Source organism: Deltaproteobacteria bacterium (genome assembly GCA_019309045.1).
In the GTDB taxonomy this organism is placed as follows: domain Bacteria; phylum Desulfobacterota; class Syntrophobacteria; order BM002; family BM002; genus JAFDGZ01.
The window spans coordinates 1-15953 of the sequence record JAFDGZ010000028.1 but is presented as its reverse complement, the minus strand read 5'-3'; the positions used below and the strand labels follow the sequence as shown (position 1 = coordinate 15953).

Below are 15953 nucleotides of genomic sequence, written 5' to 3'. Positions count from 1 at the left end.
GAAAATTTTCTGATCTAAACAAATTTCTGATCAGTGATGAAATCTAGCCCATATTAATACTGGAATGTTGGGATTATTCATATTTCTAAATATTGCAGGAATCATCCAGAATCTTTGGCAAACCTCTTTTACAAATTGTGTCCTGGACAAAGGTGTCTGACAATAGAAAAAGGGCTGTGAAAATAGAGTGCGATTTTTTACTCCAAAAACATTATTGATACTATGCAAGAAGCCGATTTTGGGTGCTGTCGTAACACTGTTGCCGTACTTCTTATTATTTTTAAAGTATTTTAGAAGTTCTCGTTCGGCCTGAGCAACTGTGAACACGTGCTTACCAGTACAATACCTCGTAATCGCACAATACACTTCGCTAATAATAATTTTCATCAGTGCTTTATCAATAGAAAACATCTTGGAATGAAGTCCTTTCAGTTTCCATTCATATGCTGCAATCACAGCTTCTATCGCTTCTTGCGGCAAGGAAAAAGGAAGTTTGGCACCAGCAGCAAGACTACGAAACATCTCTAGTCTAGCTGCGTAAAGGTGATGATACCCCTTAACCAGGTACACCGCTGCATCACCCGTAGCAATACAAGCCTTCATGCATTGATTTGCATAATATTGCCGCGAGCTGACATTCTCCGGCAGATGAGCTGACAGAAGACCAGCCGCACGATTACAGATGAGCCGCACTATTTCATAGGGGCCAATGTCTTCCCGCCGAAATTGCGGGACCTCGCCGAGCACGTCCTCACCCGCCAACAGCTTACTGCCATATTTGAAGTCATAGTTCTGAATGGTGCATTGCAGAAAAGGCAGTGATCTTCTCTGTACACAGCCAAGATCTACAAAGTCTACTTTCAGAGACTGCGCTAGTTTGCCAGCAAGAGTTTGCAGAAATGGGCCAATTCTTTCGCAATTTGGTGCTATTACCAGCAAGTCATAGTCATTAACAGCACGCCAGCGACTGCCATCAAATCTCACTGTACCTTCGCCGCGACCAAACGCTCCGATCAGATATATTGAAGAGTACTCGAGATTACTCGCTTTGATGCTGTCAACAATAAAATTCAAGTCCTCCTGTACGTCATTTTCAATATCAACCCGATTGTGGAGCGTAAACTTCGGCATCAGCTCACCAGTAGGCAAGTACCTCTATTACTTTCCGTGCTTCGGACAGCCACTGCTGCGCAAATAGAAGGACACACATCAATCAAATTGACTTCTTCTATTACCCTTGGTTGAATCTCTGGACCGAAGGCAAGGAAGAAACCCTTCATGTCATCGTGGTCTGACCTATATCCATGCATTCCTTTGACATGGGTGTGCCGGTCGTGAAAATAGTCCGGGAAAAGCAGCACGCCATTATTTGCCCACCAAATCAAATCACCATACCGTTTATCAGGATAGGGAATAGAATATTCATTGGCCAATTTCTCATCAATGAAAAAGCCCTTCTTTAATAATTGCTCCTGCTTCTTTACTTCATCAAGAAAGAGTTTGCCAGCCTCCGACTTCCACCTGAAGCGCGCCATGGTTGAATCGAGAAAAAGCAAGTAGTCCCGGCCCATCTCAACATTTAATCTGCTTTCAATCGGGGCAAGCAGGGCAGGAACGTCTATCTCTTCCTTTACCTCGGTCATACCGTGGTCACCCACGATAATCCAAGTGGTATTATTGCCATAACTGGCGGCGATTTCACGTAACTTGCGATCAATTTCGCCTGCTACTTTGCGACGTTCATATGAATCGGGTCCACAATGGTGGACAATCATGTCTGAGTCAGAAAATTGGCCGAGCAGGATGTGTGAGGCTGACTCCCTTTTTTGAATGAACGCTTCCAAGACATCGTCATCCTGGCAGTCTATAACCGGATACATGAGATATTCGTACAGGATGCCTGTTTGCTGAAATACGTCAAATATACTCTCCTGCTTGAAGGCCCCCGGCAGATAGACGGGAAGGTTGTCCTCGGAGACCCCTATTTCTGGCAACAGATATAGAGGAATTTGTGCCAGAGGTGCGTGCGCCGCGTAGTTTTTGGCTTCTTTTGCTATCCACTCCCGAAAACTTACCAATCTGTTTTGAAAGCAGCGATTCAGGATCTCCCGTAGCAAGCCAAAGCCAGGCCAGGCAGGAAGTGCATCCCACCAACGGCGCCCTGACGAGAACTTCCTTAGTTTTGCAGAGCCCTGCAAAAAACGGAATGGAGATCTTGCCGAGTCAAAGGTGAACATGGTGAACATTCCACTTTCCACACCAGTAGTTCCTGTGTAGATAGCTGTTCTCTGAGTAAAACCCGCAACGCTTTTCAACTTCTTTGCATATACACCCTGTGAGATTTTGGAATATAAAAAAGGTGTGTCTACTGAGTTGATGTAGTCATGCCTAAAGGCGTCCAACAAAAGAAATAGAACCTTCTGGTCAGACTCTCGCATCTTTTCGTCCTTTATAAGTAGCCAGCGTTGCGACTACCTTATAGCGAAAGATATCCCAGTGTATGTCGACAAGTGATCTTCGCTGTTTGCTGCGTCTCAGATAATCTAGAAAGGCATACTTCACCAAATGCCAGCATTCCTGTCGCCTTAGTGGAGGATGAGAAATTGGATCTATCTTCCTGGCCCCCATTGCTTCTCGGCGAAGTCGAGTAAAATAACTCGCATAACTATCGAGGTGTGAATGATAAACTGCTGCCCCTGGCTGATAGGCAATCACCCCTCCACAATCAACAGCCATCTTGGCCCACTGCCAGTCTTCACATGCCACAAGTGATTCATCAAATTTGTTTTTCAGCCAACTATCAATAGTAATCAGACTGTTCACATTGGAGAAGAAGTACGACTCGCTGGTCCTGAAAGGTTTGTCTCCGTAACATTTTGGATATGCCTCACAAGCCAGCGCACGGACAATTGGATTGTTCAGGTGCCCTGGAAAAGGAATTTGCTTGCCGTACACTGCCACCACTCGGGAATGTTCCCGCACAGGAACCAACAGTTCGCTCAACCAATTCTCGTTACATGGAATTGCATGAGCACTTAGCATAGCAATATACTTTGCCCGGTCGACCACCGCTGCTATGCCAATATTCAAGGCTCTGCCATAGGTAAATTCTTGTTTTGGAATTTCAATAATCTTTATATCTTCATAGGTGCCGGCGATTGCCAGTGTGCTATCGGTAGACCCAGAGTCTACCAATATGACATCGAAGGCCTTTTCAGTTTGTGCCAGAAGCGCTTCAAGTGTATATGGCAAAAATGTCTCTTCATTATAGGTACGAATTAAAATAGCAATTTCTGACATCAACGCTGTAAATAACCTTCCAAATTTTTGCTGTTACCTCATAAAAACTAATCTTCAAAATACCTTGCCAGGAGACATCTACACTTAAGCACAGTCTTCATCTGAACTGTTACAAGCCAAGCAATAATTCTTAAAAAGATCCATTTTGCGTGATCCATTCAACATTCATTATCACAATGTCCCCATCTATCATTCTGCGATTATCAACTTCACTTCCCGATGGTTTTACTTCAAAATATCCGGGTATGTCGTCCCATCCTTTTCTAGCAATGGGCCAAGACGTCTTCGTATCATATATCCCTGCCTTGACCACATAGGAGCCAGCCACTAGAGGAAGGGAGCGTAGTTTGCAGCGCAATTGTCCTTTTCCCTTGAAAAGCTTGTAACTTTTCTGCGCATGTTTGGCAGTGCACGTTGCAATGCGAGTCCGTTGATCGGCGGTCCAGATTGAAAATCCCCAGGTAATCTCGCCAAGGTCTGCAGCCGATTGGTAGTGTAACGTCAGATAAACGTCTTGACCTGTCTTGACTTGCCCACCATCAGCAGGAATCATATCCACTTTTTCAATAACAATAGACTGTTTGTCAGCAATTTTATTTGGTGAGATAGCAGAATTATTATTTTCTAACAAGAAGTGTATATTATAATAAGTAGATATTGCATCAGTTACTAAGCCGTTGAATCTAACTCTTCCATGATCTAGCACTAAACATTTATGACAAATGGATTGAATCAAGTGCATATTATGTGAGACTAAAATAATTGAGCCTCCTTTCTCTAAGTAACTTGTCATATATTGTAAACATTTCCGTTGGAAAGTTATATCTCCTACAGCTAGCACCTCATCAACGAGTAGCAAGTCAGGATTAATATGTGCGGCGATGGCAAATCCGAGCCGTACTTGCATTCCAGAACTATAACTTTGGACAGGTGCATCAATGAAGTCGTCAATTTCTGCAAAGGCAACTATTTGATCAAAAAGTTTTGTTACTTTTTTCTTGGAAATACCCAACAGAGATGCATTAATGTAAATATTTTCTCTGCCTGTTAGAATTGGATTGAAACCCGCGCCTAATTCGATCAATGCACCAACACTTCCATGGATCGCAATGCGTCCTCCACTGGGTTTGATCAGACCATGGAGTAATTTCAAAATTGTACTCTTTCCGGCACCGTTGCGGCCGATCAACCCGAGACATTCGCCTCGCTTTACCTGAAAAGTTATGCCTTTGAGGGCCCAAAACTCTTGCTGGCGCAAACCAATTTCAGCCGGCGGACGGCCTGTCATTTCCCGGGCAATATCCTCAAGCCCATACCACAATGATCTTCTGAGATCGCGGCAGAATTTCTTGGATAAATCCTTGACGTCGACTATGTTTTCACGAACCATTTTGTCGCCTAAACCAACCTATTGCTGCCCTTGCTTTCTTTGCTGGATAAAGATCTGAGCCTTCGACATTAAGCATAACCTGCCCCCGTCAAGCGCCCAGCCGTTCAATCAAATGTGGTAGAGCCAGCCGATACAGAACCCAGCCCACTAGAAGAAACAGGAATGTCAACCCCACTACCAGATAGAAACCTGACATATTTGTACAGCTCCCATTGGTAAGCATCTCACGGGTATTGACCAAAAGAGGACTCACCGGATTTATGATAGAGATCAGAGAAGCTGGCCAACTCACAGGCGGTGGATAGACAACAGGCGTAAGTAACAGCCAGATCGAGGTGAACAATGGCAGTGCCTTTTCTATATCCTGGTAAAGTACACCCAGAGGAACCAGGAATATTCCGAAAAATAAACCCAAAGCCACAAGAGAAATAACTCCTAGAGGAACGAATAAAATACTTGGAGAAATTGGCAGGCGATACCAACAAAAAACTAATAGCAGCAGAACTAGACGGATGGTGAAGTTGAAGAAAACCTCTGCCAAGCCAGCTAAGATAAGAGCTTCTCGAGGAAAATTTATTTTAATGATAAAAGACTTCGACTGATTGATCATCCGGAGCGGACTATTCAGTGCGTCAGTAAATGTCTGCCAAAGCACTGTACCTATCAAGGCATATGCTGGATATGGAAGACGCGTTTCTCCCACATTGAGAATCCTCTGAGAATTCAAGAACACAAAGACAAGGGCAGTGAACAAAGGTGGCAAGAAAGCCCAGATATACCCAAGAATCGTTTGGCGATACATTGCGTTGACATTACGCACAAACAGGCGCCAGGCAAGTTCGCGCGCAGCCAGAAAGTCGCGTACCATACTCCGTACCAACTGTGCCGGCCGTCTCAGATATGAATCGGCGCTGTAGATTATTTCAATCAACTGATCATTCTCGTGCTGTTGCATGTCAATATTGCTGATACTCTCTTGTTTGGGCTGCTCGAGTTGAATGGCAAATATACATTCCTGGATGGACATAAGCTCCAGAATACTGCGTAGCAGCCCCTGGCGGTGACCTGCCAGGAGCAATAGACTTCACTGACGACCTTGTCGTTTGACCCGGAGCAACGAATAAAACCTATCCGGCACGTCCGAGCCAGGGACCTCCACAGTCAGACCACATATGCCATAAATAACAGGTAGTTCAGCACACATGTATGCGCCTCATTGCTCGGGCTTTTCTGACCTGGTAATGCCACTTCCCTACATCATTTGACTCTGCCAAAACGTCCGCAGACCGTACAGCTTCCTTTTTATATCAGCCAGGGATTGCATCTCTCTCACCATGCGGATCATCTGTTTTGGCCTCAAATAAAACTCCTTCAGCCCCCTGTCAATCAACTCGTCGATTTCTTCTTTTCTCAGTTGAGGATAGTCGAGCACCGTGACCTGCTCCCAGTTCTCATCTACCCACTGTCTCCAGGTGTCAGGTACCAGGTAGCCGTGCGCCCTGGCCCATCTGTAAATCTCTGAACCCGGGTAGGCACAGATACCAGAGAACTGAACAGTATCAAGGGGTAGAGACTTGGCGAATTCTATAGTCTCCATGGCCGACTCTCTAGTTTCACCGGGAGCTCCAAACATGAAACAGCCGTGCAAAGTAAATCCGAGTCTGGCGGCTTCCTCTGCAAAGCAAACTGACTGCTCGAGAGTTATGCCCTTTTTTACTGCATCCAGGGCCGTCTGCGTACCAAATTCAAATCCCACCATAAGCATCCGGCATCCTGCTCTTTTCATGAGCGGCAGCAATTTGAGGTCTACATCCGTGCGGCAGTTACACGACCAGGTAATTTTTAGATCTCTTCTGAGAATCTCCTCACAGACACCACTGACGTGTAAAGACGAGGCAGTAAAGGTGTCGGTCTCGAACATTACTTCTCGCAAGTATGGAAATAGAGATAGATCATACTCGATTTCGTCGACCACCAGTCGCGGATCCCGCATTCTAAGTTTTCTGCCTTCCATGAGGGCAACATCTCTACAGAATGTGCATGAGCCAAAGCAGCCTCTTCCTGAAATCAAGGTAATGAATGGGAACCGTTTGCCAGCATCACGGTACCAGCGAGGATCAATATGACGCCAGGCAGGGAAGGGGAGTTCATTTACGTTCAAAAACGGTCTGTCCGGGCAGGGTATTACCTCTTGTTCGTCGTTGAGATAAGAAATTCCTTGCACTTGAGCCAGTCCAGGCATCGTCCAAGAAGAACCAGCCAATTCCGCCAGTTCTCTCAAAGTGTAATCATATTCTCCCCTCACCACAACATCCAGCGCTCCTCGAGCCCTCACGAGTGTGTCCACTGGTTCGGCGGTCACATGAGCCCCAACCGCCACCGTTCGGCATTCTGCAAGGCGGTCTTTCAGCAGGGCAGCATAGCCGAGATCTGAGTCTATGGAAGGAGTTGTGGTGTGCAGTACCAGTAGACCAGGGGGATTTTCCTCAACAGCAGCGATCACTGCTTGCCGATCCAGGCCCATAGCAGCAGCATCCAAGAAAGCAACTTCAAAGCCGGCTCTCTCCAGCACTGCTACAGCTGTCAGCAGCCAGTCTGGATGGCGCTGGACGCGTCCTCTCGAGCGGGCGGCCCAGCGAGCTGAACGGCAAAAATCTTTTGCCACTGGTGGATTGAGCACAAATACGTCGACCATACTGGACATCTCAATACACTTCCTTGCAACCACTATCAGTATCGCTATGAACAAAGCATACGGTTGATGGCAAAATGAAAGTGTACCTAGACAACCAAGATCGGTTAACAAGGCTTGTCAGGGGATTCGAGGCACGGCGGTGAGTTGCTTGCCATAGGCTTTAGCCTTGTCCCTGTATCGCTATCAGTCTCAAGAAGCAATGGCGCCATGCCACCATTGTAATGACGGCCGCAGCCGCAACCTGGAGGTTGCGGCTAGCAAATGTGTGGTGAAGGGGTTGCACTTTCATTTTGCCATCAACCTATAACAATTAGTGCAGATATTCACAGCTTTCTTTAAGCATTACTCCACTATACCATATGTATTGCGTGGGTTTTGCCAACTATTTATCCAGTCGATTATAATATTGTTATATACAGCAACTCATAGTAAATCTCATGTAAGAAATATAGACACCATCATACCTGGCAGTAAATAGTATTAAGCTATTATTATATAGTCCTATTAATTAGAAAGCTGCCAACTTGCGGATGTCTTCTGCTGTTATCTTAAGCTTACCGTATAATTCTAATGCTTTAGTATAATTTTGTCCTCTACCTATTACCATACAGTAACCATTATGTCCTACATTCTTGTCAAGAAGAGCAGCGTAGTCGCAATAGTCAACGAAAATAAAACCTTTATCATCTGTAACATCACGAACATAATTGATTAACTTTCTGTCTTTTTTTGTTATATCAAATTCAAATTTCATGTTTGTTTGTAAGTCAGCATCGAATTCCACCAGAATTGGAATTTTAAATACTCTGTCGTCAATTGTCAGCTTCTTCTGGTCAATATCAATTGCGATAAAGTCATGAATTTTTGGAAAATTCCAGAACTCAGATATGTATGTCTTCCATGAGGTTAGATGATCCTGGATATATTTTATATCTGCCATTGTTTCATCTAGTCCTAACAGATTTCGTCCCAATCCTATTGTCCCCTCATAACCAATGAAAGGCAATATTGTCGTCCCAATATCGAGAGTTGATCCCAATTTTTCTATCTTTCTCGCCTCGTTTGTACCGCTTTCCAGAATCATGAAAAGATTCCTGCGGGCCATCCTGTTCAACAAATCTGAAGCGGTATTTCTCAGACTGAGATGATCTGAAACAATGACAACGACAGTGTTGTCTGCATAGGGGCTTTCCATAATTTTGCTTACAAATTTCGTTAGTAAGTAGTCAGAACAACTCACCGCATTGAGTATGGGATTGGAGCCATCCCGGTAGATTCTTCTTTTACAGCTCTGTGAGGGATCACCTTCGGGATGATGGGTGTCCAAGGTAAGCAAAAAGAGGCCAAATTTCTTTTTTACCGCCGACAATTCCATAAAGCGCTTGAAGGCTAAATCTAACAGGGAATCATCATAGAGCCCCCATCCTGACCTGTAAGATTGGTCTGCGATCCTGGGCAGTAATTCCTGTCTTCCGCAAATCTCATCAAATTTATGAGTGCCGTAAAATAAACCTTTCCCGGCAAAGGCAAGATCAGCTCCACCGTAATATACGAGTTCGTATCCTTCTTCATGCAATAAATCACCAAGGCAAACTGCGGAAGCAAGAAAGGAATCCATACCTGACATGGAGTTCCCATGAGAAGGTGTAAACAGTGGCAAGCCGCATTGACTGGCGACCATGCCGCCAATTGTCCAACCAGTTCCTGCTACCTCTTTTATATTGGTAAAGTACGTACTTTTCGCTTCGAGCTGTCGCAATCCTTGAATTAGTTCTGGAAATACTGTTTCATCAAAATAAGTGCGCTCTAGGCCTTCTCCATAGATAAGAACCAAATTTTTATTCTTTTTAGATACCTTTTTCAAATATGGCTTGCGATAATATTTGGCGAATTCAGACTTATTTATACTATCTTCCCCGAAAAGAGTGCTATGTCTTATGATTCTGTTTGCCTTTGCTTCATTTACTGTTAGATCAAACATGTTTATAGTTGCCGGATTTAGAACTAATGCTGTTATAATAAATATAAACGGTAATCTGTTGCTAGGTATTAAGCGGGAAATAGCATGTTTCTTCTGTCCGAGTACTACGGCAAGCAATATACTTGTCAAAATAATTATTATGATTACTTTTATAATAAGTGTTGTATATGCCGAAAATCCTGCACCCTGTAAACCATATTTGAGATGGAATATAACAGAGTCATCTATACCACGTCCGGTGAAATAATTAGCAACGCCATAAAATAAATATAGTATAAAACAAATGAGAAGAAGAATATAAAAGAAGCCATTGCTCAGGAATGAACTCTTCTTCTTATATAAGATTACGCTAATAACATATAGAAATACTGAAGAATAGAAATAGAATGGAATATTCACTCTTTTTCCTCCACAGTTAACCAGCGAGACATATGCTTATCAAATCATATCTCCTGGTATGTTTTACGACCGTAAGAGGCACAGAATATTCTAAATTACTCCTTGACCAAGCACTACCGTGGTATTCCATCTAGCATCTTCTATGCCAAGTTGCGGGGCAGATTCCTGGATACAAGACGAAGCTTTTCTACATAAAAGCGCTGAAATACCTGCTCTATGGTAAGTAGATAAGGTTAATTAGCTCAAACAATCTCGTTTTTTATTCGCTTGCAGAAATATAAAGATATCGTCTTGGAAAGGTATAACCCGGCAACCACCGGCTAACGTCCTTTACACACCTCTTCTGAGGTTACTCTTGCCTTGAAGCAGTTCCTGGAGACGCTGAATTTCTTTGCCGACTCTTTCCCTGCTTACTGAATTCCTCTCACCTAGAAGATATCTCTGGTAACTTTTAATAGCTGACGGATAATCTCCTTCTAGTGTGGCAATAATTGCCCCTGCCCGCAAAGATCGTGGGGAAGAATACAGCAGGAGGAACTTCTGGGAATAAGTACGTAACGTATTTCTGAAATCGGCGTTCTCATGGGCCTTTAAATAAAAGTATTCTCTGGAAGTAGGTCGTAGACCAAGCAATTTTATCAGCATATCAGTTCGCCTGACTGCATCACCCAAACGATCATAAATTCCAACTAACTGCACAGCCGCATCAATGCAGAACGGGTCGACAACCAGGATTTTTTCAAGGTGTTCGCGAGCTTCAGCCAGTCGTCCCTTACGTTCCAGGAGAAGGGCTAGATTATAATGGGCAGTTACTGACCAGGCATTGTCGTCGAGTACCCGCAAGAATGCTTCTTCAGATTTCTGGTAATTATTCTCTTCATAGTAGATCTGCGCAAGCAGGAGATTGGCGGAAACTCTTATGGATGAAGCCGTGTCCTTCGTAGCCGCCTCAGCAAGATATTGCTCGGCTTTCTGATAATCATATAGCTTGAAATAAGCCAGTCCTCGGTGGTAGTCAATGTGGGGTAGCCCATCGGGCATACGGCTGATAACACTGGCGAGCTCGGCAGCTTCTTGAGGGAGATCAGTTGCCTGATAGACTTCTATGAGATCAAGATATGCTTGAATGAACCTAAAACCTGGAGAAAGTCCAATTAATCGCTCCAGTTGTTTGCGGGCATCTTCCCATTGCCCCAGATTCTTATAGAGCCTGCCCAACTGATAGAGGGAATCTTCATAGGCAGGGTCTCGCTGAAGAGCTTGTTGGTACAGTCTGACTGCCCCCTGGTAGTCCCCCTCCTTCCAGAGAATAAAGGCAAGATTATGATAAGGCATCGGGCATGTCGGACATAATTCTCTAGCAATTTCAAACTCCTTTTTGGCGTTTTTCAGATCGCCAAATGAGTACTTGTAAAGAGCCATGCCATAGTTCAAATGCGGTCTAGTCTTCCCCGGCGACTTGGCCACCACATCCCGCCATAAAGTGAGATCAGTGAACCAGACATTGTTCCGGCTGTATGTGACAGCCGACAGCAATAATAGTGTGAGAGCTATCCCTGTGAGAGCGCCAACTCTTGATAACGCGGAAACTGGGGCTTTTTCACGGCAAACGAGGCGCCAAACCACTTCTACGGCTGCCATTGCCAGAAAGCCTACCGCTAGATACATTCTGTGTTCATAAATGAGATCTTTGATGGGGATCACACTGGAGGTAGGCGCCAGGGTGACAAAAAACCCGATGATGCCAAAAGAGAGGCATCGGTATTTTCGACGACAGATGATCGCCAGCGTCAAGAACAGCAACAAGACTGCAAAGGCAGAGACGGTCCTGAAATCAATAAAGGAAGTAGCTACAGGATAATCATAGTCAAGATTCTGGTTGGCCGGCCAGAAGAAAAGTCGTAAATAAGTCAACAACACACTGAATTGAGTCAAAAAGTACTGCGTCCTAGTGTATGGTATGTCAGGATCGTAATAAAAATCTCTCTGAACCACTGCGGCCAGCTTGTAGGCAATTGCGATACCAATCGGAATAAATAGGGCGAAAATTATCTTGTTTTTGGCGACATCTCTGATGGAAGTTTCGAAAAACAACACTTCAAGCGCCACTATCATAATGGGCAGTGTAATAGCAGTCTCTTTCGAAAAGGCAGCGCCCAGACCACAAAGTAAAGTGGCTAAATAATAGCCAATTGCGGTTCTGCTACTGGCAGACAGCCGTGCCTTCATATAAAAAAGCATTGCGCCCCAATAGAACATACCTGCCATACTTTCTGCCCGCTGAATGATGTAAGTTACCGATTCTGTCTGGAGAGGATGGAGACAAAAAATGCCTGCCACCAGAAAGGCCATAACGTGAAGGGGAAATTTCTGATCGTTTGCTTTCAAGGCAGGAGTTTTCCAGATTTCGAGGCAAAAAAAGTAGAGAAAGATTGTAGCAAAATAGTGGATGAAAAAATTGACGATATGGTAGCTGGTAGTGTCAAAGCCGCTCAGTCTGTAGTTGAGCGCCAGTGTTAGGTAGACGAGGAAACGCTCCGGGCAGTATGAATAAATTTGTCTTAGATTGCCAATATCAAGGATGGCATCATTCTGTACAATGCGAGTAATGTCATCGTAATGGAAGCTTGCTAGAAAGCTATTAGAATAAGCAAGGAGACCCAGAAAGAGAAGCAAGAGGAGGGATATGAAGTCAGGATCAAGTTGCTTTTTTTTCCTGTCCATGTTGTCTTCTTTATCCTACCAGGCTCTTTCTGCCAACCTGGGAGTTGGGCTTCTCCTCCACGAAACCCATAAAAAAATCTTCCAGGGTGAAGCGCATCGGTTCTATGGCAACCAGTTCCCCTTGGGAATTGACAAAATCACCCACAAAGGCAGCAATGTTTTCTTTGGCAACTGCCACCTTTACCTTGTCTTCTACACTCCTGGGCCGAAACCCCTTGTCCTCCAGGATCCGCAATTGTTCCCTGGAAACCTTGCGCAAGATCACCTCATATGAAGAAAAACTCTCGGAGATCACATCTGCCAGAGTCCCACAGAACCTCAGCCTGCCCCCAGTGATGATGCCAATGCGGTCACATATCACCTCCACAGTCTCGCAGCCTCAGCATCAGATCGGTGACAAGTCTGCGGCCTGGGGGGTCGAGGCCGGACATGGGTTCGTCGAGCACTATGACTTCTGGATTGTGGATTATGGCCTGCGCCAGGCCAACCCGCTGCATCATCCCTTTTGAAAATCCTGATATGTACCTCTTTTTTTCCACGGGTAAATCCAGAAGTTCGAGAAGTTCACTGGATCGCTTGTGGATATCTTCCTTCGCCATGCCGTGGATCTCTCCCACCATGTGCAGCAGTTCCTGGCCTGTCAGGTAGCCATAATATTGCGGGTTTTCAGGTAGATATCCCACATTCTGACGCGACGAGGATTCAGTCACCGGCACACCCAGAATCTGGGCTTCACCCGTGGAAGGCCTTATGAGATTCATGAGAAGTTTTATGGTCGTACTCTTGCCGGCCCCGTTGGGACCGAGGAAACCAAATATCTCACCCCGCTGCACTTGCAGGTCAAGATCTTGCAGCGCTGCAACTTTCCTGGTGAGCCTTGTGGTGTATACTTTGCCAAGTTTGACAGTCTGAATTGCCGTCATTGCAAATCTCTTTTTACTTGAAAATTGAAGCGGAGGATCTCTTCTTCTTCGCTGAGCCTTGCCGCGAAAAAGCAAAATTGCTGGTAGTACGCACTCTGCCTTTCGCATCCAGATAGAACTTCCCTCCATATGGATCAGGTGGTATGGCTCTAAGAATCCTTGCAGTAATCAACTCTTCAAGCCTTGCAGGTTTTCGGCCAAATCTTTTCTCATATCTCTCCATGGCCTCTTCGAGAAACAAAACCGTGCGCAGCGCCCTCAAACGCACGTTTATCCACCTGCGCAAATTCTTGCTGCTGGCAGTACGGCTCATCTCTTCCAGGTAATCGATGGCTGCTCTGGTTTCATCTCCCTGGTAATACAGCCTGGCAATCAATGTGGGCAAGAATTCGTTCTCTGGATTGAGCCTGTAGGCTCGTCGCAGATATGGTGCCGCCTTTTTGGGATTTTTTAGAAAATAGAATTGGTTGAATCCGTAAAAGAATGGCAGGTACCAGTCCCATTTCCGATACGACATTCCCCGCAGCAGGAGAGAATTCAGAGGCTCAATAAAGCTGCGATTCCAACTCAGCAGCCCCTGGGCGAAGTAATAGCCGTCCATGTTATAAGGATCCAGGTAGGTCACTGTGTCCAATGTATGAAAGAGCTCCTGATAAGTGGGAACCGTAGGGGGAGAATCTAGACTGCCGACAAAAAACATCGAGTTGTAAAAAATGAGCTGACTTGCCAGCAAGCGATATCCGAAGGAAATTACGCGGGTCATCTGTTTGGAGGGGAGAAGCAGCAGCTTGACAGGCATGGGCTGGGTGTGACGCATGCGGTCTACTTTATAGAAAAATACCGCACAGAGCGTCAAGATGCAGAGAAACAGTACGAGCCGCTTCATAGCAGATCTCTTCTGTCAAAAACGAATGTTGCCATGCATATCACTACACTGATGTAAAAAATTCCGTAGAGAAGAACCATTGCGAGAAACGTCAGGTTAACCGGCAGAGAATAGACAAAAGTGTTTCTTAGATTGAATGCATAGAGGTTGGGGAATATGTAATAGCTGGCCTTGGCCACAAATGCTAGAAGCGGTGGTACGTCTTTGGCGTTTGACGCCTTTGCCAGGTAGTCTTTTACCAGCACAGTGCTCTGGCCGATGCAGTAGACTGCCAGGGTCAAGGCCATGGGTAGAAAAGTGGAGGTGGCAAAACTGTTGAACAGCACCGAGACAGCGCTGATCACCAGGAGGAGGAAAAACTCGGAAACTCCCACAAGAAAGTACGTTTGCCAATTGAGTGGTTGCAGGGGGGGGTACTGCAGTGAAACCAGGTAAATCGGCATGGCTGCCAGGCAATATAATATGCTCAGAGATACTAGAAGCAACAATGCCAGGCCGACAAATTTGCCGACCATGTATTGGCTGCGGGATATGGGGAGTGTCACAACAGTATGGATGCTCTTGCGATCGATATCTTTTGAGATAAGATTGCCGCTCATGAACACCGTGAGAAGCAAGCCAATGAGCGAAATTACCGAAAGAGCATATCCGGCGGCAACCTCCGTGGTCTGCCGCATAGAAAAGTACGAGAAAATGGGAACCGTGGCCAGCAGCAGCAAGCCAAGGATAAAAATGCCGAAAAGGGTACGGTCTCGCACCCCTCCTAGAAAGGTAACCTTGATGATGGCATAGGTTTTCAGCATAGACTCCGCAAGCAGCTGGAACGGGGCCGATAATCTCGGCCCCGTTCCATGCTCACAAACGTATCAGTGTAAGGAATAGAGTTGACCTTGCCCTGAAGTAGTCTACAGACTACATTGGCACCCAGTTCTTGCCACCGACCTGATTGTCTTTGAAAGCACTGGTAGCAACGCTGATCTCACTGCCGGTTATGTCACCCGTGGTCATGGTAACCCAGTATATCAAGGTAGTATCGGAAGCAGTACCATAGGCCTTGTTGCCGGCATCATGGCGGGCACCTATAGCATAAGTCTGAGCCGAAGCAGAGTTGTCATCATCTCGGGTGTATACAAAGCTGACGTTCTTCGACAGGGAAACGCGGCATTGCGGATTGCCGTTGCCGCCCGTGATATCTTGATCAACATTGTTGCTATGGGATATGGTCACTGAGCCAGCAAGACATGGACTGGCCATAAAAGCCAGGGCCAAGAGCATAACCAATATTCTGAAGATGTTTTTTCTCATCACAAACCTCCCTTTGGAGCTTATTGCCATCTACGGATACCACTGGTTGTCTGCGTAGTAGGCCTCCAGGGTTGTCTTGGCGGTTTTCATATCACTCAGGGCCGCCGCATTGTACGCCTTCTTGCGGTAGGAGGCGAACTGCGGAATGGCGATTGCTGCCAGAATACCGATGATGGCGATAACGATCATCAACTCAATAAGGGTGAAACCCTTCTGATTGAGTTTTTTTCTGATTTTTCCAAGCATCTGTGTTCTCCTTTCTTTGTTTTTTTACTGGTTCCAACTGCTTGAGGGCAGTAAATTGTGCGCTGCCGGTCTCACCTCCTCCCATGAACGCTTGTGGCGGTAGT

At 45.5% G+C, this 15953-nt stretch carries 14 protein-coding genes; all 14 read right to left on the bottom strand.

The genetic code is table 11. The features are described 5' to 3' along the window. Window positions 1-30: 30 nt before the first annotated feature. Window positions 31-1131 carry an NfeD family protein gene (locus tag JRI89_07955; GenBank protein MBW2071175.1) on the bottom strand — a complete coding sequence of 367 codons (1101 nt, stop codon included), beginning with the start codon at window positions 1129-1131 and terminating at the stop codon, window positions 31-33. Then, the gene (locus tag JRI89_07950) at window positions 1131-2438 is read right to left on the bottom strand and encodes an alkaline phosphatase family protein (protein ID MBW2071174.1); all 1308 of its coding nucleotides are present in this window, start codon (window positions 2436-2438) and stop codon (window positions 1131-1133) included. Before JRI89_07950 ends, JRI89_07955 begins: the two co-directional genes overlap by 1 nt. Further along, window positions 2425-3300 carry a glycosyltransferase family 2 protein gene (locus JRI89_07945; GenBank protein MBW2071173.1) on the bottom strand — a complete coding sequence of 292 codons (876 nt, stop codon included), beginning with the start codon at window positions 3298-3300 and terminating at the stop codon, window positions 2425-2427. Before JRI89_07945 ends, JRI89_07950 begins: the two co-directional genes overlap by 14 nt. Window positions 3301-3430: 130 nt before the next feature. Next, window positions 3431-4690 (bottom strand): ATP-binding cassette domain-containing protein, encoded by a 1260-nt coding sequence (locus JRI89_07940; protein ID MBW2071172.1) that lies wholly within the window; start codon window positions 4688-4690, stop codon window positions 3431-3433. A gap of 88 nt (window positions 4691-4778) precedes the next feature. After that, window positions 4779-5645 (bottom strand): ABC transporter permease, encoded by an 867-nt coding sequence (locus tag JRI89_07935; protein MBW2071171.1) that lies wholly within the window; start codon window positions 5643-5645, stop codon window positions 4779-4781. 297 nt (window positions 5646-5942) lie between these two features. Beyond that, window positions 5943-7394, bottom strand: coding sequence for a cobalamin-dependent protein (locus JRI89_07930; protein ID MBW2071170.1), 1452 nt, complete (start codon window positions 7392-7394; stop codon window positions 5943-5945). 499 nt (window positions 7395-7893) lie between these two features. Beyond that, the gene (locus JRI89_07925; GenBank protein ID MBW2071169.1) at window positions 7894-9765 is read right to left on the bottom strand and encodes a sulfatase-like hydrolase/transferase; all 1872 of its coding nucleotides are present in this window, start codon (window positions 9763-9765) and stop codon (window positions 7894-7896) included. A 330-nt stretch (window positions 9766-10095) separates the two neighbouring features. Further along, the gene (locus tag JRI89_07920) at window positions 10096-12489 is read right to left on the bottom strand and encodes a tetratricopeptide repeat protein (protein MBW2071168.1); all 2394 of its coding nucleotides are present in this window, start codon (window positions 12487-12489) and stop codon (window positions 10096-10098) included. Between the two features lie 10 nt (window positions 12490-12499). Next, window positions 12500-12856 carry a hypothetical protein gene (locus JRI89_07915; GenBank protein ID MBW2071167.1) on the bottom strand — a complete coding sequence of 119 codons (357 nt, stop codon included), beginning with the start codon at window positions 12854-12856 and terminating at the stop codon, window positions 12500-12502. Further along, window positions 12840-13412: an ABC transporter ATP-binding protein gene (locus JRI89_07910; protein ID MBW2071166.1), complete on the bottom strand. Its 573-nt coding sequence runs from the start codon at window positions 13410-13412 to the stop codon at window positions 12840-12842. The genes JRI89_07915 and JRI89_07910 overlap by 17 nt, the downstream gene beginning before the upstream one ends. 13 nt (window positions 13413-13425) lie before the next feature. After that, window positions 13426-14298, bottom strand: a complete 873-nt coding sequence (locus JRI89_07905; protein ID MBW2071165.1) for a hypothetical protein — start codon at window positions 14296-14298, stop codon at window positions 13426-13428. After that, entirely contained in the window at window positions 14295-15101 is an 807-nt protein-coding gene (locus JRI89_07900) for an ABC transporter permease subunit (protein ID MBW2071164.1), read from the bottom strand. The genes JRI89_07905 and JRI89_07900 overlap by 4 nt, the downstream gene beginning before the upstream one ends. A gap of 109 nt (window positions 15102-15210) precedes the next feature. After that, window positions 15211-15603 (bottom strand): hypothetical protein, encoded by a 393-nt coding sequence (locus JRI89_07895; GenBank protein MBW2071163.1) that lies wholly within the window; start codon window positions 15601-15603, stop codon window positions 15211-15213. 30 nt (window positions 15604-15633) lie between these two features. After that, on the bottom strand, window positions 15634-15849 hold the full coding sequence (locus JRI89_07890) for a prepilin-type N-terminal cleavage/methylation domain-containing protein (protein ID MBW2071162.1): 216 nt from the start codon (window positions 15847-15849) through the stop codon (window positions 15634-15636). Window positions 15850-15953: the final 104 nt, after the last annotated feature.